The organism is Campylobacter vulpis, assembly GCF_014217995.1.
In the GTDB taxonomy this organism is placed as follows: domain Bacteria; phylum Campylobacterota; class Campylobacteria; order Campylobacterales; family Campylobacteraceae; genus Campylobacter_D; species Campylobacter_D vulpis.
The window spans coordinates 132,620-151,337 of sequence record NZ_CP041617.1; the positions used below are offsets into that span (position 1 = coordinate 132,620).

General features: G+C 35.4%; 15 protein-coding genes. 12 read left to right on the forward strand and 3 right to left on the reverse strand.

What is annotated here, in order from left to right; all coding sequences use genetic code 11:
• The first annotated feature begins 29 nt into the window (after window positions 1-29).
• Window positions 30-2,342, forward strand: a complete 2,313-nt coding sequence (locus CVULP_RS00710; RefSeq protein WP_099506894.1) for an autotransporter outer membrane beta-barrel domain-containing protein — start codon at window positions 30-32, stop codon at window positions 2,340-2,342.
• Window positions 2,343-2,393: 51 nt separating this feature from the next.
• Entirely contained in the window at window positions 2,394-3,473 is a 1,080-nt protein-coding gene (locus tag CVULP_RS00715) for an NAD(P)-dependent alcohol dehydrogenase (protein ID WP_099506893.1), read from the forward strand.
• Window positions 3,474-4,098: 625 nt separating this feature from the next.
• On the opposite strand, the gene CVULP_RS00720 is transcribed toward CVULP_RS00715, so the two are convergent.
• Genes CVULP_RS00720 through CVULP_RS00730 form a run of 3 tightly spaced genes read right to left on the reverse strand, consistent with a single transcriptional unit; the run spans window position 4,099 to window position 6,197 of the window.
• Complete coding sequence (locus CVULP_RS00720; protein ID WP_099462463.1) at window positions 4,099-4,668, reverse strand: RICIN domain-containing protein; 570 nt, start codon at window positions 4,666-4,668, stop codon at window positions 4,099-4,101.
• A 9-nt stretch (window positions 4,669-4,677) separates the two neighbouring features.
• Window positions 4,678-5,478, reverse strand: a complete 801-nt coding sequence (locus CVULP_RS00725; RefSeq protein WP_099506892.1) for a cytolethal distending toxin subunit B family protein — start codon at window positions 5,476-5,478, stop codon at window positions 4,678-4,680.
• On the reverse strand, window positions 5,478-6,197 hold the full coding sequence (locus CVULP_RS00730; protein ID WP_099506891.1) for a cytolethal distending toxin subunit A/C: 720 nt from the start codon (window positions 6,195-6,197) through the stop codon (window positions 5,478-5,480). The genes CVULP_RS00725 and CVULP_RS00730 overlap by 1 nt, the downstream gene beginning before the upstream one ends.
• Window positions 6,198-6,287: 90 nt before the next feature.
• Here CVULP_RS00730 and CVULP_RS00735 point away from each other — a divergent pair, with 90 nt between their 5' ends.
• The 10 genes from CVULP_RS00735 (at window position 6,288) to CVULP_RS00780 (ending at window position 18,708) form a co-directional block, all read left to right on the forward strand.
• Window positions 6,288-6,509: a DUF4492 domain-containing protein gene (locus tag CVULP_RS00735; RefSeq protein ID WP_099462469.1), complete on the forward strand. Its 222-nt coding sequence runs from the start codon at window positions 6,288-6,290 to the stop codon at window positions 6,507-6,509.
• A complete protein-coding gene (locus tag CVULP_RS00740; protein ID WP_099506890.1) occupies window positions 6,509-8,044 on the forward strand; it encodes a cytochrome ubiquinol oxidase subunit I in 1,536 nt (511 codons plus the stop codon). Before CVULP_RS00735 ends, CVULP_RS00740 begins: the two co-directional genes overlap by 1 nt.
• The gene (gene cydB / locus CVULP_RS00745) at window positions 8,044-9,168 is read left to right on the forward strand and encodes a cytochrome d ubiquinol oxidase subunit II (RefSeq protein ID WP_099506889.1); all 1,125 of its coding nucleotides are present in this window, start codon (window positions 8,044-8,046) and stop codon (window positions 9,166-9,168) included. The genes CVULP_RS00740 and cydB overlap by 1 nt, the downstream gene beginning before the upstream one ends.
• 345 nt (window positions 9,169-9,513) lie before the next feature.
• Entirely contained in the window at window positions 9,514-13,077 is a 3,564-nt protein-coding gene (gene nifJ, locus CVULP_RS00750) for a pyruvate:ferredoxin (flavodoxin) oxidoreductase (protein WP_099506888.1), read from the forward strand.
• Window positions 13,074-13,373, forward strand: a complete 300-nt coding sequence (locus CVULP_RS00755; RefSeq protein ID WP_099462478.1) for a transformation system protein — start codon at window positions 13,074-13,076, stop codon at window positions 13,371-13,373. The genes nifJ and CVULP_RS00755 overlap by 4 nt, the downstream gene beginning before the upstream one ends.
• Entirely contained in the window at window positions 13,351-14,760 is a 1,410-nt protein-coding gene (gene mshL, locus CVULP_RS00760) for a pilus (MSHA type) biogenesis protein MshL (protein ID WP_099462480.1), read from the forward strand. The genes CVULP_RS00755 and mshL overlap by 23 nt, the downstream gene beginning before the upstream one ends.
• A complete protein-coding gene (locus CVULP_RS00765; RefSeq protein WP_099506887.1) occupies window positions 14,753-15,358 on the forward strand; it encodes a P-loop NTPase family protein in 606 nt (201 codons plus the stop codon). The genes mshL and CVULP_RS00765 overlap by 8 nt, the downstream gene beginning before the upstream one ends.
• Window position 15,359: 1 nt before the next feature.
• Entirely contained in the window at window positions 15,360-15,926 is a 567-nt protein-coding gene (locus CVULP_RS00770; RefSeq protein ID WP_099506923.1) for a transformation system protein, read from the forward strand.
• Window positions 15,923-17,530 (forward strand): GspE/PulE family protein, encoded by a 1,608-nt coding sequence (locus tag CVULP_RS00775; protein ID WP_099506886.1) that lies wholly within the window; start codon window positions 15,923-15,925, stop codon window positions 17,528-17,530. The genes CVULP_RS00770 and CVULP_RS00775 overlap by 4 nt, the downstream gene beginning before the upstream one ends.
• Window positions 17,527-18,708: a type II secretion system F family protein gene (locus tag CVULP_RS00780; RefSeq protein WP_099506885.1), complete on the forward strand. Its 1,182-nt coding sequence runs from the start codon at window positions 17,527-17,529 to the stop codon at window positions 18,706-18,708. Before CVULP_RS00775 ends, CVULP_RS00780 begins: the two co-directional genes overlap by 4 nt.
• Window positions 18,709-18,718: the final 10 nt, after the last annotated feature.

Here is an 18,718-nt window from a genome sequence, read left to right on the forward strand (position 1 = left end):
AATTTAAATTTTTAATAAGGGAATTAATAATGAAAAAATTTCTATCTTTGAGTGTGTTTTGTGCTATTTATTCTTATGCGGATTATCAAACTAAATTTCCAAATGCTAGCATTACTTTAACGCAAGATGAAACACATCAAGCTCAAGCACAATGTTATAATCAACAATGTGCCTTTAATTATAATGGTAACAATGGAGGCTATGCTTTAACCCTAACGGGCAATCATACTTTAAATATCACAAAGCAAGACCCAGCAGGAGGGATTACCACGCCAAATAAAGACATACCGATTTATTTCGATAGTCTAATTCAAAATCAATCTACTTTCAATATTCAAGGTTTTGATAGCTTTATTGGGCAAAGTATTAGCTTGACAAATCAATCTTCTCTTATATTTACAGGCACAAATAAGGCTAAAAATTCTTTCTCTACGCACGGAAATATCGATATAGACAATAGCAAATTAACGATTAAAAACACGCAGAGTTTTACAACTTCGGGCATTTTTACGGCGAAAAATAGCTCCACCATAGACTTACAAACTAAGGTTCTTTTTAGTCAAGATGCTTTAATTGAAAACAGCACTTTTACCGCAAATTCTTTAACCATACAAGGTATCAATAGGACAATACAGGGCGATGAGCTAAAACTTAGCACACTTACAAATAGAAATAGCACGATACACATCAAAGGTGATGTGAATAATGGATATTTTAACTCAGGTAATGGTAACAAACCAGAATTATGTGCCCAGCTTGGCACTTGTGGTAATGGTAAAATCGTCAATGAGGGAGGTAGCATTACCATAGAGGGAAAGCTGACAAATTCGAGTTTTGACGATAATAAAAATAATACAAATTCGAGCTTATCTATTCAGGGTGGAAGTGTCATTGTAAAAGGCGGTATGGAAAATAAAACAAATTCAACCATAGAATTTGCTCAAAGTGGCGGAGTTTTTGGAAAGCTTGAAGTAGGGGGAAGTGGGCTTCAAAATAATGGCGAAATTAAAGCCGACATTACAGGGATAAATCAGCAAGGAAATTTACAACTTATCACGGGAAATATCAGCGGTAATACAAATATAGCAATCAACGGCGGCACAAATATGACTCAAACCTTATCCTGTCCTGATGGCTCTATCATCGTAGGTATGGTAGGGCAAACGCTTACCTGTCCTAGCTCTGGAGGAGGTGGAGGCTCAGGGGGTGGAGGTTCAGGAGGTGGAAGTGGCGGTGGCTCAAATCCACCTGCTAAAGTCGAGCAACTTGAAAAGCTTGTCTATGGAAATAGTGCAAGTGCTAATGGAAGAGCCTTATTAAGAAGTCTAGCCTTAGGCGACATTGTGGGGATTTCAACGACTAAATTTAGAAAAGCTAAAGCGATAAAAAATTTCTTTGCCGTAAGTTCTTATAATTCTAATATTATGCGAGGCATTTTAGACGATACGGATAAGGGCATTAGAATGAGCTATTTATCTTTACCAAATGCTAGTTTAGATGCTATGCGAGATAGAGAGCTTTTAAATTTTCATAAGGATTATGAACCTTATGAGTTTAGCACCTTTGCTTCAGGCTTTTTAGGAGAGGGTAAGGGCTATACCTTTGGCTTTCATATCAATCACTACAAAGAGGCGTATGACCATCTTTTAAGATTTGAGTTAGATTATGGTTATAGTTCTTTACATAAAAGAGATGATTATCATAAAGCTTCATCAAAGGGCAATTTATTTGGTGTGGGAATTTCGCAACATTATGAATTTGATGATAGATTTTCTACAAATAATAGACTTTATCTTGGTGTAGGACTTTTTGACACTTCTAGGACTATGATTTTCCCAGCTTTTAATCTTAACTCAACGGGGGATTATAATTTTTATCAACTAAGCATGCAAAATTTGCTAAATTATAATTATGTTTATAATAATATGCTTAATATCAAGCCTTATGTGGGTTTGGAGCATTTTTATAATCATAGAAGTAAGATTGCAGAAAAGGGTAACGCCGTGCCTTTGGAAAGTGAAAGTTTAAATGCCTATAATTTAGATGTAGTGAGTGGAGTGGAATTTAGCACTTATTTTGAGAAAAATTATTTAAAGCTTAATGCTGGCTTACAAGGTGCAATCATTAACACAGAGGATTATCAGCACTTTTTAGCAGGGACGACAAAAGAGCCTTTAAGATATAAAGCACCTTATACTTATAAATTTTTCATCAATACAGGTTCTTATTTTTACCTCACGCCTTATTCTGTGGTCGGTTTAGAGGGTTTTTATAAAAATAGTTTTAATAAAGATGAAATAGGCTATTTTGGAGGAAATTTGGTCTTTAAGCTTGTTTTTTAAATTTACCTTTTTGCTTTAGAATTTCATAAATTGTAAAAAGGAGAAAAGCTGATGTCATACAAGATTTTAGAAAATGGTAGGGTGCAAAGTAAGGGCTTTGCGATGTTAAGCAAGGACGCTAAATTTACACCTTTTGACTTCACGCGTCACGCCTTAGGACAAAAGGATATTTTGATTAAAATCCTTTACGCTGGAATTTGTCATAGCGACATACATACGGCAAGGAGTGAGTGGGGAGAGGCTACTTATCCTTGTGTGCCCGGACACGAAATCGCAGGTGAAGTCGTAGCTGTGGGCGAAAAAGTCAGTCAATTTAGAGTAGGTGATTATGCAGGGGTTGGTTGTATGGTAAATTCTTGCGGAGAGTGCGAGGCATGTAAGCAAAGTCAAGAGCAGTTTTGTCAAAGAGGGCAGACCATTTTTACCTACAACAGCAAGGACATCTTTCACGGCGGAGAAAACACTTATGGAGGCTATTCAAATAATATAGTCGTGAGTGAAAATTTTGCGATAAAAGTGCCACAAAATGCCCCATTAGAAAAGGTTGCGCCACTTCTTTGTGCGGGTATTACCACTTATAGTCCTTTGAAATTTAGCAAGGTTAAAGAGGGCTTTAAAGTCGGCGTGGCAGGCTTTGGAGGGCTTGGAGTAATGGCGGTTAAATACGCCTTAAAAATGGGTGCTAGTGTAAGCGTTTTTGCGAGAAATGAGAAGAAAAAAGAAGAAGCACTTAAAATGGGCGTAACAGGCTTTTACACTAGCACAAATATGGCTGATATAGCAGAAAGATTTGATTTAATCCTCTCTACAATCCCAACTTTTTATGATGTGAGTGCGTATTTAGATTTACTCAAATTTGGAGGAGAATTTGCCATAGTAGGACTTCCACCGCACGATACTATGCCAAGCCTTAGCGTAAAAGACTTAGTGTATAAAGCAGGTAAAAAGGTTTATGGCTCACTCATAGGGGGCATTAAAGAAACGCAAGAGATGATGGACTTTTCACTCAAGCACGCAATTTACCCAGAAACAGAGCTTATCAAACCCTCTCAAATCGATGAGGCTTATGAAAAACTCACAAATGGCACAGCAAAATTCCGCTATGTAATTGATATGAGGAATTTAGAGTAGAAGTATGCCCTGCTTAGGCAGGGTTATTTTGCAATTTTATTGCATTTTGTAGGCGATATTGCCTTTATCCGTGTGAAGCTCTACTTTAGAAAATAGATACCTTTTTGCCAAATTTTAAGGTTTTAGAATTTTGTTGATAAAGTTAAGCCAATTTTTAACATATGCACTATTTACCTTACTTTGTGCTAGTTAATCTCATTATTAATTTTGCTCTAGCTTTAAATATTCTTTTGAAAAGCGACGATCGCTACTATAAAAAAATTCTAGGGTAAGTATGACCGCCTAAATTTGAGCTAATTCACTCTCAATTTTTTTAATGTGTAGTGAAGAAGAAGTTTGCATTTTAAAAACTAGATTAGGATTTCCGCCCATACGAGCTATTAATAAAACACATAGTTCTACACTCAATTTAAGTCCTAAATTTTAAAAAATTTAATTAAAACTCCTTGTAAAAAATATTTACAAATTATTTTAGAAAATCAAGTGTAAATATCAAGGAAAAATTGCTTGATTAAAAAATTTAAAAAATGAAAAAAATGTTTCAAAAAGTAACAGCTTATTTTAAAATCACTCTTTAAAACGCATAGTAATATGATAAGTCAAGTTAAGAGTTCTTTAAGAACTCTTATAAAACATTAGCTTTAAGCAGAGGCGGAGTAATAATCATCAAATCTTCGGGCACAATAACCGAAAAAGGATCAAAGGTGCAACGCTTCAGCCCAAAACGCTTTTCTATGGGGACATTAGGATTAAAAAAAGTGCCTATACATTCATTAGAATTTAGCACTAAAGAGCGAATTTGCACCGCCGAAGTGGTTGTAGGCATAATAGAAAAAACCGTCTCTAAAGCTCCTTCTTCTAAGTCCCTTGAGCAAGACTTAGCTCCAAAAAAACCACTAGGCAAAATCGCCATACAAGTATCATCTTGCGTAGGAGTTACAAACTGCACATAGCCAAAGGGTGCTTTGTCTGCCATTTTATCCTTAGCCCTAAGCTGTGAGCTTAAAACAAGCTCTCTTAAACGCCAATTTTGATGTAAAAGCTCCGTGCTATCTCTAAATACGCTTAAAACTATGCCATTTTCTAAACTACGCAAGGAAAAAATTTGCGTAAAATCCTGTAAATCCCCCTCGCCCGGATTTTCTGCAAAAACAAAGCTTGCAAAAAATAAGATTGATATTAAAATTTTTCTCATTTTTACTCCTTAAAATTTCCTAAAATTAACAGGAAAATGGTCAGATACTAAATGCGTTCTTAAATTTGCCAACATCAAAATTGCACTCAAAAGCGGTGCGGTATAAGGCTCTCTTCTGTTTGAATTTCCCGTAACTGCGTAATCAAGAGTTCCTCCACTTACCTGCGTGAAGCTTGATGGAGAGACGATATTAACATGATTAGCCACATCAAAATCGACTAATCTTAAAAGCGTATCAGGTGGTCTGTTAAAATCCCCAGCTATCATCCAGTTAATGTTAGGGCGGTTTCTAAAAAAATTATCCACAGCAGTGATAATAGCACCCGCATCATTACCTCCTCTAGCAAGAGCGTGTATGGAGAAAAAAGCATCATTTCCTATGCGTATGCCTATAATAGGTCGTGAAGCAGTGGTAGGAGGAGGTAAAACAAAGACTTCATCAGCTTGAACGCGGCTTACTATGGCTAAATTCACGCGGTTTGCTCCCACATCAACACGAGAATAATAAATATAAACAGAATTTGGACGCGAATTTGAGCCTAAATTCCAAACATACTCGTGAATGGGAATGCCACCCGGCTGCACCATTCTACCTGTCATCATTGCCGAATTTGGTAAAACTCCTGCTTCTTGCACCATTAAAATATCTAAGGGATTATCACCTGTGATAAGTTGGCGTATGCTCACACTCCATTTGCTTTCGCTTGCTGCTGATGAGCCTTGTAAATTCCAAGTGCCGACATTATATTTTTCCAAATCTGCCCAAAGAAAACTTAGCGTTAAAAACAAAAATATTACAATTTTTTTCATTATCTCTCCCTATATAAAGGTTGTGCCTTAAAAGGCGGAGTGGTAAGATACCACTGCTGGTCTAAATTTTGTTTATTTTGACATTCACTGATAAAAATGCTAAATACCTTAAAATCACCTAAAGGATTATCAATAGGTGCTTGGATACATTTTTGAGTGGCAATATTTTGAATTTGCACGGCTCCATTATCCATAGGTCTTAGTTTCCAAAGCTGAGCAGGATTGCTCGCATCGCAAGAAAAATGCACTATGCCATTTTTATAAGCGTTAAGACAAGTTAAAGTTTTCGCATTTTTAATTAGGACAATATTATCCGGTCTTATGAGTAGCTGCCATACTCTCGCATCGCCAAAACTTTTACTATCGAGTAAAGTATAACCCCAAATCCAATTCCCCTGTGCCAGAGCCCACACGGTCAAAGCCGCCCCGCTAGGTCCTAAAATACTCATAAAATCACTTGTTAAAGGACTATCTCCTGATGAGCCTAAAATAGGGCGTGGTAAGGGGACGACATTAGTTTGTGGGACAAGCTCACGCCCCTCGATGAGAGCGGGAGTTTTCTGTTTGGCTGGAAAGGTAGGATTTGCCCCAAGTTTTAAAGGATCGCTATCATCTTTCGCGCCAAAAGAAGAACCAAGTGGGTTAATTTCCTTTGTCCCACAAGCACTCAGTGCAAATAAGACGAATAATAAAATTCCAAATTTCAGCAACTTTTGCATAAAAACCTTTCTTGTTTTTTGTTTAAGTCTATCATAACATAAAATAAGATAAAATCCCAAACTCAATTTTAGAATTATTAGGAAGTTTTGATGGCTTTGCGTTTTATTTTTAAAATTTTTGATTTTTATAAGGAGGGCTTTAAAAATTTAACTCTGGGCAAAACCCTTTGGAAAATTATCTTTATAAAGCTTTTTGTGATTCTTATTATCCTCAAACTTTTTATTTTCGATGTGAATTTTAAAAGTCTTTATAAGGACGATGTAAGCAAAACAAATTTCGTAATACAAAATCTCATCTCAAAGGAAAATTAATGGGCGAACTAAGTAGCGTGGATTGGTCAAGGGCACAATTTGCTCTTACGGCACTTTATCATTTTTTATTTGTGCCACTAACCTTAGGACTTTCTTTTATCATAGCGATAATGGAAACGATTTATGTGAAAACTGGTAGTGAGCGTTGGAAAAACATCACTAAATTCTGGCTTTCTTTATTTGCCATTAACTTCGCCATAGGTGTGGCTACTGGTATTATAATGGAATTTGAATTTGGAACAAATTGGGCAAATTACAGCTGGTTTGTAGGAGATATTTTTGGTGCACCTTTAGCTGTGGAAGGGATATTTGCTTTCTTTTTGGAGGCAACCTTTTTTGCGGTAATGTTTTTTGGCTGGGATAAGGTTAGTAAGGGCTTTCACCTTATCTCAACTTGGTGTGTGGCGATAGGCTCTAACTTATCGGCATTTTGGATTTTAGTGGCTAATGGCTGGATGCAGTATCCTGTTGGTATGGCGTTTAATCCAGACACTGCAAGAAGTGAAATGCAAAGCTTTTTTGAGGTGGCTCTTTCTCCTGTGGCAGTGGCGAAATTTTTACATACCATAGGAAGTGGTTATGTGATTTCTGCACTTTTTGTGATGGGAATTTCAGCGTGGTTTTTATTGAAAAAAAGACATATTATAGAGGCGAAGAAGTCTTTAGTCGTTGGAGCTAGTTTTGGTTTTATTTGTTCGATTTTCTTATTTTTTAGTGGTGATGAGAGTGCTTATAGGGTTACCCAAACTCAACCGATGAAACTCGCTGCTATGGAGGGAATTTATGAGGGAGAACATAGAGCCGGTATCGTGGCTTTTGGTCTGTTAAATCCTAAAAAAGAAATTGATAATAATGAAAGCGTGTTTTTGTTTGATATAACAATTCCTTATGCTTTGTCTATTTTGGGGAACCGTGATCCACATTCTTTTGTTCCGGGCATTGAAGATATTGTTTATGGTAATGCAGAAAAGGGCATCGAGCCTTTGCAAAACCGTATTGATAGAGGTAAAATCGCCATCAATGCCTTTAAGGATTATCAAAATGCTAAAGAAAATAATAATACAAGCTTAATGCAAACAAGTAGAGCTTTGCTTGAAAGCAATTTTAAAGATTTTGGCTATGGCTATTTAGAAAAGCCAGAAGATGCTGTGCCACCTGTGGCTTTGACCTTTTATAGTTTTCATATTATGGTTGGACTTGGGAGCTTATTTTTTGTATTATTTATTGTAACGCTTTATTTGACTATGGCAAATGATATTGAAAGATTTCGCAAAATTTTATGGCTTTGTGTGCTTTGCATACCGCTTGGTTATGTAGCCGCTGAAGCAGGGTGGATTGTGGCTGAAGTGGGACGCCAACCTTGGGCTATACAGGATTTAATGCCTGTGGGAATTGCGGCAACAGAGCTTGGAAAGCTTAATGTGCAAATTTCATTTTGGATTTTTGCTGTGCTTTTTACAGCCTTACTTTTAGCTGAAATTAAAATTATGCTAACACAGATTAAAAAAGGTTTTACCCAAAAGGAGGCTAAATAATGTTTTTTGGTTTAGAGCTTGAAGCTTTGCAAATTTATTGGTGGGTAATTTTGAGCCTTTTGGGCGGACTTTTGGTATTTATGTTTTTTGTTCAAGGAGGGCAAACCTTAATGGACGAGCTTTCAAACAATCCTTTAGAAAAAACAATGCTTATTAATTCTTTAGGACGCAAATGGGAGCTAGGTTTTACGACTTTGGTGCTTTTTGGTGGGGCGGCTTTTGCGGCTTTTCCACTTTTTTATTCAACTAGTTTTGGGGGAGCTTATTGGGCTTGGCTTGCTATTTTGCTTTGTTTTATACTTCAAGCGGTAAGTTATGAATACCGCTTGAAAGAAAATAATGTCTTTGGTTCAAAAACTTACGAAATTTTTCTTAAAATCAATGGTTTTTTAGGTGTGTTTTTAATCGGTGTGGCGGTAAGTAGCTTTTTTAGCGGTTCGCATTTTACTTTAAATTCGCAAAATTTTGTCCAGTGGCAACATCCTTTAAGAGGACTTGAGCTTTTGCTTAATCCTTACAATTATCTTTTAGGCTTTGCTTTAGTATTTTTAAGCCGAATTTTAGGTGCGGCATATTTTATGAATAATATTGATGATGAAAATATTAAAGCTAAATGTATCGCTAAACTTAAATTAAATAGCCTCTTATTTTTACTTTTTTTCCTAGCGTTTTTGGGGTGGATTTTCCTTAAAGACGGCTTTTTTGTTGATGATAATGGCATTGTAAGCTTACAAGCTAATGTATATTTACAGAATTTTCTTTCTTACCCTATTTTTGCAGTGCTTTTGCTTTTAGGTGTTGTTTTAGTGCTTTTGGGTATGATACAAGGTGCTAAAAAATGCACTAAAGCCATTTGGACTCTAGGTGTAGGGGTAGTTTTGGCGGTTTTTGCCTTGCTTTTAAGTGTAGGAATAGGGCAGAGTGCCTTTTATCCAAGTCTTAGTGATTTGCAAAGTTCGCTAACAATTAAAAACGCAAGTTCGAGCTATTATACTCTTAGCGTTATGGCTTATGTTTCTTTATTTGTGCCTTTTGTTTTAGCTTATATTGCTTATGTATGGAGAGCTATGGATAGGGTTAAAATTACCAAAGAAGAAATCGCAAATGATGAACATGTTTATTAAGGAGAAAAAATGGAAGCTTTATTTTTACTAACTTGGCCCCTAGCAATTTATCTTAGTTATAAATTCATTATGTTAAATATTAATCAACTAGAAAAAGATAAAAAACTATAAAGTATTTTGAAAAATAAACGATATAGTAGATGAATCTTTTCAAAATATTGCAATAAGCCCAGGTTAATTAAAACTTGGGCTTTTTTATTTTCGATATTTTTTATAAGCTAAATGAGTAAATTTTTCTCTTAATTAACTAAAAATTTAAGCAAATTTTTCACAATTGTTTTTTTCAATATCTTGATTAATAAAATTATAGTATATTTGAAAAAAGATAAAATTAAGGAAAATTAGATGAGTAAAATAATGAAAACTATGGACGGCAATGAAGCTGCCGCCTATGCAGCTTATGCTTTTACTGAAGTGGCTGGAATTTACCCTATTACCCCAAGTTCTCCTATGGCTGATTATACCGATATGTGGGCGGCTGCAGGAAAGAAAAATTTATTTGGTATGCCTGTGAAATTAGTCGAAATGCAGAGTGAAGCAGGTGCAGCTGGTTCTGTGCATGGTTCTTTGCAAACAGGAGCTTTAACGACTACTTACACCGCATCTCAGGGTTTATTGCTTAAAATTCCTAATATGTATAAGATAGCGGGACAACTTCTCCCTTGCGTAATTCATGTCGCAGCAAGATCCATTGCCTCTCAAGCCTTATCCATCTTTGGCGACCATCAGGATATTTATGCTGCTAGACAAATAGGCTTTGCTATGCTTTGCTCACACTCCGTGCAAGAGACTATGGACTTAGCAGGAGTGGCACATCTAGCGGCGATTAGGGGGCGTGTGCCATTTTTACATTTTTTTGACGGCTTTAGAACAAGCCACGAAATTCAAAAAATTGAAGTGATGGATTATTCACACTTTGACCGCTTACTTGATAGAGAAGCGGTTTTAGCGTTTAGAAATTCTTCTTTAAATCCTGAAAATCCTAAAACACGCGGCACAGCACAAAATGATGATATTTATTTTCAAACAAGAGAATTGACAAACCGCTTTTACGATGCCTTGCCTGATGTGGTTAATGACTATATGCAAGAAATTTCTAAAATTACAGGTAGAGAGTATAAACCTTTCACTTACTACGGACATAAAGAGCCTGAACGCATTGTGATTGCTATGGGGTCAGTAACGCAGGCTTTAGAGGAGGTTGTGGATTATTTAAGCGCTAAAGGCGAGAAAGTCGGCGTTTTTAAAGTTTATCTTTATCGCCCTTTTAGTCTTAAATACTTCTTTGATGTAATGCCAAAATCTGTCAAAAAAATCGCCGTTTTAGATAGAACAAAAGAACCGGGAAGCTTAGGTGAGCCGCTTTATGTCGATGTTAAAACTGCTTTTTATGGTAGAGAAAATACCCCTATTATCGTGGGTGGTAGGTATGGTTTATCGTCTAAAGATGTCGATCCTGCACAAATGCTTGCCGTTTTTGAAAATCTTAAGCTTGACAGCCCAAAAGACGGCTTTACTGTTGGGATAAATGATGATGTAACGCACACTTCTTTAAAAACAGGTGAAAAAATCGCCCTTGGCGATGAAAGCACGATAGAATGTCTTTTTTATGGACTTGGAGCTGATGGCACTGTGGGAGCAAATAAAAATTCCATTAAAATTATCGGCGACAAGACGGATTTTTACGCACAAGCTTATTTTGCCTATGATTCTAAGAAATCAGGCGGTTACACAAGAAGTCATTTACGCTTTTCTAAAAAACCTATACGCTCAACCTATCTCGTTTCAACACCTCATTTTGTAGCCTGTTCTGTGGCAGCTTATTTGGAAATTTATGATGTTTTAGCCGGAATTCGCAAAGGTGGAACTTTCTTACTTAATAGTATTTGGAATGCCGAAGAGACTATAAGGCAACTTCCTGATTTTGTGAAAAAAACCTTGGCTGAAAAAGAAGTGAATTTTTATATTATCAATGCTACCAAATTAGCTCGCGATATAGGGCTTGGAAATCGCACAAATACTATTATGCAATCAGCTTTTTTTAAACTTGCTAATATTATCCCTTACGAAGATGCACAAAAATTTATGAAGGAGCTTGCTTATAAATCTTATAGTAAAAAAGGCGATGCTATTGTTGAGATGAATTATAAAGCCATAGATATGGGTGCTGATGGACTTGTTAAAGTGGAAGTTAAACCTGAATGGAAAAATTTAGAAATCAAAGAAAAAGAGGAAGTTAATACTTACAAAGGCACGGAATTTGTAGAAAAAATCGTCAAACCTATGAACGCAGCTAAGGGAGATGATTTGCCCGTCTCGGCATTTTTGGGTTATGAAGATGGAAGTTTTGAACACGGCACGACCGAATTTGAAAAAAGGGGTGTAGGCGTTATGGTGCCACGCTGGATAGAGGCAAATTGTATCCAGTGCAATCAATGTGCATCTGTTTGCCCTCACGCTGTTATCCGTCCGTTTTTAATTAATGATGAAGAAATGGCAAAAGCCCCAAGAGGCGTGAAAGAACACGCTTTAGACGCTAAAGGAACTAAGGGAGAGAAATTAAGCTTTAAAATTCAAGTTTCTCCTCTTGATTGCACGGGTTGTGAGCTTTGTGTGCATGAATGCCCTACTAAAGAAAAGTCCTTAGTTATGGTGCCTTTACAAGAAGAAATGGACTTTGGTGAGCAAGAAAATGCGGATTATTTGTTTAAGCAAATTGAGTATAAAGACCATATTTTGAGTAAAGAAAGCGTTAAGGGAGCACAATTTGCACAGCCTTTATTTGAATTTCACGGGGCTTGTCCGGGTTGTGGAGAGACACCTTATATTACACTGATTACAAGGCTTTTTGGTGAGAGAATGATTATTGCAAATGCTACGGGTTGTAGTTCGATTTATGGAGGTTCTGCACCTTCTACGCCTTATAGAAAAAGTGTGAAAAATGGCTACGGACCTGCTTGGGCAAATTCCTTATTTGAGGATAATGCCGAGTTTGGCTTAGGTATGAAGATTGCGACTGAAAATACAAGAGAACGCATAGAAAGTATTATGAATGAAAATATTAATGCTGTTCCAAATGCTCTAAGTGCCTTATTTAAAGAATGGATAGCCAATAAAGACAAGGGCGAGGAATCCTTACAAATCCGTGATAAACTAGTCCCACTATTAGAGCAGCATCAAGATATTAAGGGCGTTAAAGACATTTTAAATTTAAAAAGCTTTTTGATGAAAAAATCACACTGGATTTTCGGCGGGGACGGCTGGGCTTATGATATAGGCTATGGAGGGCTTGATCATGTTTTAGCAAGTGGGGAAAATGTGAATATCTTAGTTATGGATACGGAAGTATATTCTAACACAGGTGGTCAAAGTTCTAAATCTTCACGCACGGGTGCGGTAGCACAATTTGCCGCTGCAGGTAAGCCTGTGCAGAAAAAAGACTTAGGGCAAATTGCTATGACTTATGGTTATATTTTTGTTGCACAAGTAAATTCAAGTGCAAACTATAATCATCTCATTAAGGTTTTAAAAGCTGCGGAGGCTTATGAGGGACCTTCTTTGGTGATAGCTTACTCTCCTTGTATCGCACATGGGATTAAGGGGGGGCTTGGTTATTCTGGTGAGCAAGGTGAATTAGCCACTAAGTGCGGTTACTGGCCTCTTTATACTTTTGATCCACGCCTTGAAGAAGAGGGGAAAAATCCTCTCACTATGGTAAGCAAAGAGCCTAATTGGGAGCTTTATGAATCGTTTTTGATGAATGAAGTGCGTTATAATTCCTTAAAAAAGGCTAATCCACAGCACGCTAGTGAGCTTTTTGAACGTAATAAAAAGGACGCCCAGCGCCGTTATAGACAGCTCAAACGCATCGCTATGGCTGATTATAGTGATGAAAAGCAAGGCGAGTGAGGGGCGTTTTTTGTGCGTGTTTGTTAGGATTTAACTTATACGCACAGGATATGCAAGATAAATTTTCAAATTTGCAAAATCCTTTTTTAAATCCCACTTTGGAACAAATGGCACAATTAGAAATTCAAGCCATTTTTCCACAAAAAGTTAAAATTAATAATCAGTGGTATAAAGAAAACGATATGCTTCACAATGCTATTTTGAGACACATTGATACCAAATTTGTCATTTTTGAATATGATGAGCAAAATATTACTTTAGAGTTTAAGCAAAATGCTAAGATTGCTATTGATTAAATTAATTTTTTGCTTAAGTTCTCTTTATGCTTTAGATTGTCAAAAAAGGCTTTTTGATATTCACATTAAAGAAAGTTTAAGCATAGAAGAGGCACTTGATGAGCTTGCAAGTTACTGCACTTTTAGCATAATTGTTAAAGATGAATTTGCGAAAAATGAACTAAGTAAAATGCAAAAAAGCTTATATATAAGTCAAATGACCTTAGAGGAACTTTTTAGACTTTTGCTAAAAGAAAATAATTTAAATTATGAATTTGATGGCAAAATTTTAAGCATTTGGGGGATTTCAACTCAAATTTTTAAGTTAAGTTACATCACTTCTATTCGTGAAGGGCAAAGCATTATCAAGGCTTCTGTGGATTCTAAACCTAGACAAAATGATATAAGCTTAGACAATGAAAGCGATGAAAATATGATTAAAAGTATGGAAAAATTTGACTTTTGGCAAAATATAGAGAAAGAAATCACCACCCTACTTAATGCCTATGGGGAAGTAAAAACGCCTATTATTAATGCAAATGCTGGTATTATCATCGTTACAGGCACAACTTTACAGCTTAAAAAAGTGGGAGAGTATATTAATAAACTTGAAAATAGGCTTAAAAAGCAAGTGATTATCGATGTTAGCATTATTGCTGTAAATTTAAATGAAAACCATTCAAGTGGGATTAATTGGCAAAATTTCAATATTGATTTTGCTAGCACGACTCAAAATGGGCAAAATTCTTTTATCCAACTTCAAAATGGGCAGGGTTTTGTGAAAAATTTGGGCTTAAGAGCGAATCTTAATTTTAATTCCGTGTTAAATTTTCTTTCACAAAATGGCAAAACTCAAGTTCTCTCAAACCCTAAACTTATGGCTTTAAATAACCAACAAGCCATCATTTCAGTCGGTGATACCATTAATTATCAAGTCAAAGAAAGTTCCAAAGGCACGGAAAATGGCACAACTGTGAGTGAGAGTTTTAGTAATTATTCTATTTTTGTGGGGATATTACTTAGCATTTTGCCTGAAATTTCTGATGATAATAAAATTATGCTTCGCATTAATCCTAGCCTTAGTGATTTTAAATATCCTCAAGATAATCAAAGACAAAATTCTCCTCGCACCATAGCACCTGATACCATACAAAAAAAGCTCTCCACAGTCGTTTCTATGGAAAATAATCAAACCTTGATTTTAGGCGGACTCATCTCGCATAATCAAATCAAAGAAGCAAGTGGGGTCAATTTTCTTTCTAAAATCCCTTTGCTTGGGCTTTTATTTAGCGGAGAGGAGACAAACTCAAATAGCACAGAAATCGTTTTCATCATCACACCTAGCATAGTGGATAAACAAACGGGAAATATGAGCCTTAAGGATATGGGATTTAAGCACTATGAGTGAGTTTGTTTGCATTAAAAATCAAGAGCAGATTTTAAAAAGACTTAATGAGCTTAGTGTGGCAAAAAAGGGCTTAATCTGCCTTTATGGTAAAAGTGGGAGTGGGAAAAGCGTGATTTTAGAGCGTTTTGCAAGGCAAAAAAACACCTTAAAAATCACAGAAATTTTTAAAGATAAAGAGCAATTAAAAGATTTTTTAAGTGCTTTAAAGCTTGAAAAATCAATGCTTTTATTTGATGAAGTGGGTTTGTACGGGGAGGATTTGTTTGAGCTTTTACGCCTTTATAGTGATGAAGCTTTGATTATTTTAAGCTCACACAAAAAACTAAAAATTTTTACAAAAGAGCATTTTAAAAGCAGAATTTTAGTAGAATTTGAACTAAAAAACTTAGAAAAAAAAGAGCTTTTTGACTATGTTAAAGAAAAGCACGGCATAGAATTAGACCAAAAAGAATTACAATTTGTCTTTAAAATTTGTAAGCATAATTTAAGAAATGTCGATAAACTTTTAAAAAGTTTCAAAGAACTTCAAGCTTTTTTGGATAAAAAGCGTTTTTATATTTTAAGGCTTAGTGCCTTGGAAAATCATTTATTGGGTTAATATGCAAGAGCGAATTTATGAGTTAGAAAAAGCATATAAAAGATATTTAAAAAAACTATGGTTTAAACGCATTTTGTTTGCTTTATGTGGAATTTTTTTCGTAGCTTGTGGCATTTTATTTTGGGAAAAATGGCAGGAAAAAAAAGAACTTTCTCTAAAAGCAAGTGCTGAAAAAAGGGCTTTAGAAAGTAAGATAGACCAAGCAAAAATCTTACAAGAAAAGCAAAAATTAAGCACTCAAAAACTTGAAAGGGAAAAAGAAAGCTTAAAAGAGGAATTAGAGCTTTTGCAAAACCCTCCACAAAAATTTATCATCACTTCAAACGCCCTTAATTTGGCAAATTTAAAAAAATCGTTTTATCAAAATCCTAGCCTTGAAAAAGCCTTAAAATTAGCCGAGCTTTATTTGGAGGCAAAAGATTATAAAAAATCGATTTTTTGGTCTTTAAAGGCAAATGAAATGGACACAAATTCTAAGCAAAGTTTGCTTTTATTTGCTAAGGCTAAGGAGGCTTTAGGCGAGGTAATGGAGGCACAAAAAGTATATGAACTTTATGAGGCAAGATAATGGAATTTTTAAAAAATTTAGGCTTTGAGGAGGAGCTAAAAGAGGGCTTTAAAGATGAGAATTTAAGGCATTTTTTGTTTGAGCTGTATTTAAAAAATGAGCTTGATTTAAACGCCCTTTTTTTAAATTTAGGCGTAAAAAGTGAGGATTTTTTGAAGGCTTTAGCTCAGTATTTGCACTTGGAATTTGTGGAATTTGAAACAATTGATGAAAATTTATGTGATTCTTTTGCCTTTTCTTTGCTATGGCAAAATCAAATTCTCCCCCTGCAAAAAGATGACGCAAATCTTTTCATACTTTCTGCTAAACCTCTAAATTTAGAGCTTTTAAATAAGATAGAGCATCTTTTTCGCTCTAAATTTATCAAAAATGCCCTGTGTGATAGCTATCAATTAGAGCAAAACTTAAACAAACTTTATATTAAGCAAAAATTAAAAGAATTAAGTGCGAAGTTAAAACAAGAATTAAACGCAAATTCTAAAGAAAACGAGCAAAGTAGCGTAAGTTTGCTTTTTGATTTTATCCTACAAGAAGCACTCAAATTAAAGGCAAGTGATGTGCATATAGAAAGCCTAGAAAATGGGGCTTTAATCCGCTTTCGTGTGGATGGGGTGTTGCGTGTTTTTTGCCATTTAGAAGAAGAGCTTTACCAAGCCTTAATTTTTCACATTAAACTTTTGGCACACTTAAATGTCGCTGAAAGCAGAAAAGCACAAGATGGAAGTTTTAATAAGAGTTTTGAGAGTGTAGAATTTGACTTTCGTATCTCAACTTTGCCTTTGCAAAAGGGTGAAAGCGTGGTGCTTAGGATATTAAGGCAGGATTTGGAGCTTTTAAGCCTTGAAAATTTGCATTTTTCTAAGCAAAATTTAGCCTTAATTACAAAAAATATTCAAAAACCTTTCGGTATGATCTTGCTTACTGGACCCACAGGTAGTGGAAAAAGCACGACCCTATATGCTTGCTTAAAAAGTCTTGCTTGTGTGGAGAAAAAAATCATCACCGCAGAAGATCCCATAGAATATAAAATGCCTCAAATTCAGCAAATCGCCCTTAATGCCAAGGCCGGGCTTGATTTTAGCAATGCTTTAAGGGCGATTTTAAGGCAGGATCCTGATGTCATTATGATAGGAGAAATCCGCGATGAAGAAAGCCTTGACATAGCCTTAAAAGGCGCACAAACGGGGCATTTAATCCTTAGCACACTTCATACTAATGACGCCCTTTCTACCATAGAACGCTTACTTGATATGAGGGCAAAGCCCTATTTAATAGCCTCTTCGCTTAATCTCATTATCGCTCAACGCCTTGCAAGAAAACTTTGTCCTTATTGTAAAATTCAAAAGTTCAAAAATGAGGAGGTATTTTACGAAGCTAGGGGCTGTGAAAAATGTGATTTTAGCGGCTTTTTGGGGAGAGAATTGTTAAGCGAATGTTTGGAGCTTGATGAGGACTTGAAAGAGCTTATACGCAAAAATGCTAGTAAAAACGAGCTTTTAACTTATGCTAAAAAACGAGGATTTTTAACGATGTATGAACTAGGACTTGAAAAAGCAAGACTTGGAATCATCAGCATAGAGGAACTTATGAGGGTGGTAGGGTGAAAACCTACGAGCTTTATTATCTTAAAAACCAGCAAAAATTAAGGAAAATTTTAAAAGCGAAAAATCTTAACACTGCTCAAGCTATGGCTTTAAGGCAAAATTTACAAATCTTAAGCCTAAAAGAGCTCAAAAAGCAAAATAAGATTAAGATTAGTGATACGCTTTTTTGTGCTTTTTTTAAAGAATTTGCCCTTTTGCTTAATGCGGGATTAAGCATTAAGGAGGCTTTAAGCTTGATGAGTGAAAGTTCTAGTAAAGGTTTAAAAGATGTGGTTAAAGAATTAAATGCAAATTTAAATCTGGGACAGAGTTTAAGTGTGGCATTTAGTAGCTTGGCTTTAAATTTAAGCTTGAGTGAATTAAGCCTTATTAAAATGAGTGAAAAGACAGGAAATTTGGCACATATTTTTTCCCAAATTGCAGAATTAAGAACAAGATTGATTTTAAACAAAAAGCGTTTTAAAAAAGCGATTCATTATCCTTGCTTAGTTCTTTTGGCACTTTTTGGGGCATTTTTATTTTTAATGTTTTTTGTTGTGCCAGAATTTTTAGATATTTTTGAAAGTTTAGGAGCAAATTTACCCTTAATAACACAAATTTTACTTAGCATTTATGTATTTTTAAGTGAGAATTATCTGCTTTTGATTTGCGTTTTTGTAGGTTTTTGTGGAGCATTTGTTTTAAGTTATAAAAGAAGTGTAAAATTTGCTTTTTGGGTGGATTTTATGCTTTTAAAATTTCCTTTTTTCTCGCGTTTTATTCTTTATCATCAAAATTATTATTTTTTTATGATTTTCTCTTTACTTTTGCAAAGTGGCAATGCTCTCACACACGCTTTTCATTTGGCAAGTTCTAGCGTAAAAAATTATTATATCAAAGAGAAATTTAAGCACATTAATACTTCTTTAGAGCAGGGCTTGGAACTTTCTTTAGCCTTTAAAAAAGCGGGGATTTTTGATGAGCTTGTTATTTCTTTGCTGCACAGCGCGATGAAAAGCGGAACTTTAGATACTTTAAGTGCTAAAATCGCCCACTTTTATGAAGAAAAACAAGAAGATTTTATTGAGATATTTTTAAAATTCTTAGAACCTTTGATGACTTTACTTGTAGGAATTTTGGTTTTATTTTTAGCTCTAGGGATTTTCTTGCCGATGTGGGAGCTAAGTGGTGGAGTATAATGGGTGCAAA

Bases quoted from the DNA above. Each gene is read 5' to 3' on its own strand.
- CVULP_RS00710 (WP_099506894.1), top strand. From the start codon at position 30: ATGAAAAAATTTCTATCTTTGAGTGTGTTTTGTGCTATTTATTCTTAT.
- CVULP_RS00715 (WP_099506893.1), top strand. From the start codon at position 2,394: ATGTCATACAAGATTTTAGAAAATGGTAGGGTGCAAAGTAAGGGCTTT.
- CVULP_RS00720 (WP_099462463.1), bottom strand. From the start codon at position 4,668: ATGAGAAAAATTTTAATATCAATCTTATTTTTTGCAAGCTTTGTTTTT.
- CVULP_RS00725 (WP_099506892.1), bottom strand. From the start codon at position 5,478: ATGAAAAAAATTGTAATATTTTTGTTTTTAACGCTAAGTTTTCTTTGG.
- CVULP_RS00730 (WP_099506891.1), bottom strand. From the start codon at position 6,197: ATGCAAAAGTTGCTGAAATTTGGAATTTTATTATTCGTCTTATTTGCA.
- CVULP_RS00735 (WP_099462469.1), top strand. From the start codon at position 6,288: ATGGCTTTGCGTTTTATTTTTAAAATTTTTGATTTTTATAAGGAGGGC.
- CVULP_RS00740 (WP_099506890.1), top strand. From the start codon at position 6,509: ATGGGCGAACTAAGTAGCGTGGATTGGTCAAGGGCACAATTTGCTCTT.
- cydB (WP_099506889.1), top strand. From the start codon at position 8,044: ATGTTTTTTGGTTTAGAGCTTGAAGCTTTGCAAATTTATTGGTGGGTA.
- nifJ (WP_099506888.1), top strand. From the start codon at position 9,514: ATGAGTAAAATAATGAAAACTATGGACGGCAATGAAGCTGCCGCCTAT.
- mshL (WP_099462480.1), top strand. From the start codon at position 13,351: ATGCTAAGATTGCTATTGATTAAATTAATTTTTTGCTTAAGTTCTCTT.
- CVULP_RS00765 (WP_099506887.1), top strand. From the start codon at position 14,753: ATGAGTGAGTTTGTTTGCATTAAAAATCAAGAGCAGATTTTAAAAAGA.
- CVULP_RS00770 (WP_099506923.1), top strand. From the start codon at position 15,360: ATGCAAGAGCGAATTTATGAGTTAGAAAAAGCATATAAAAGATATTTA.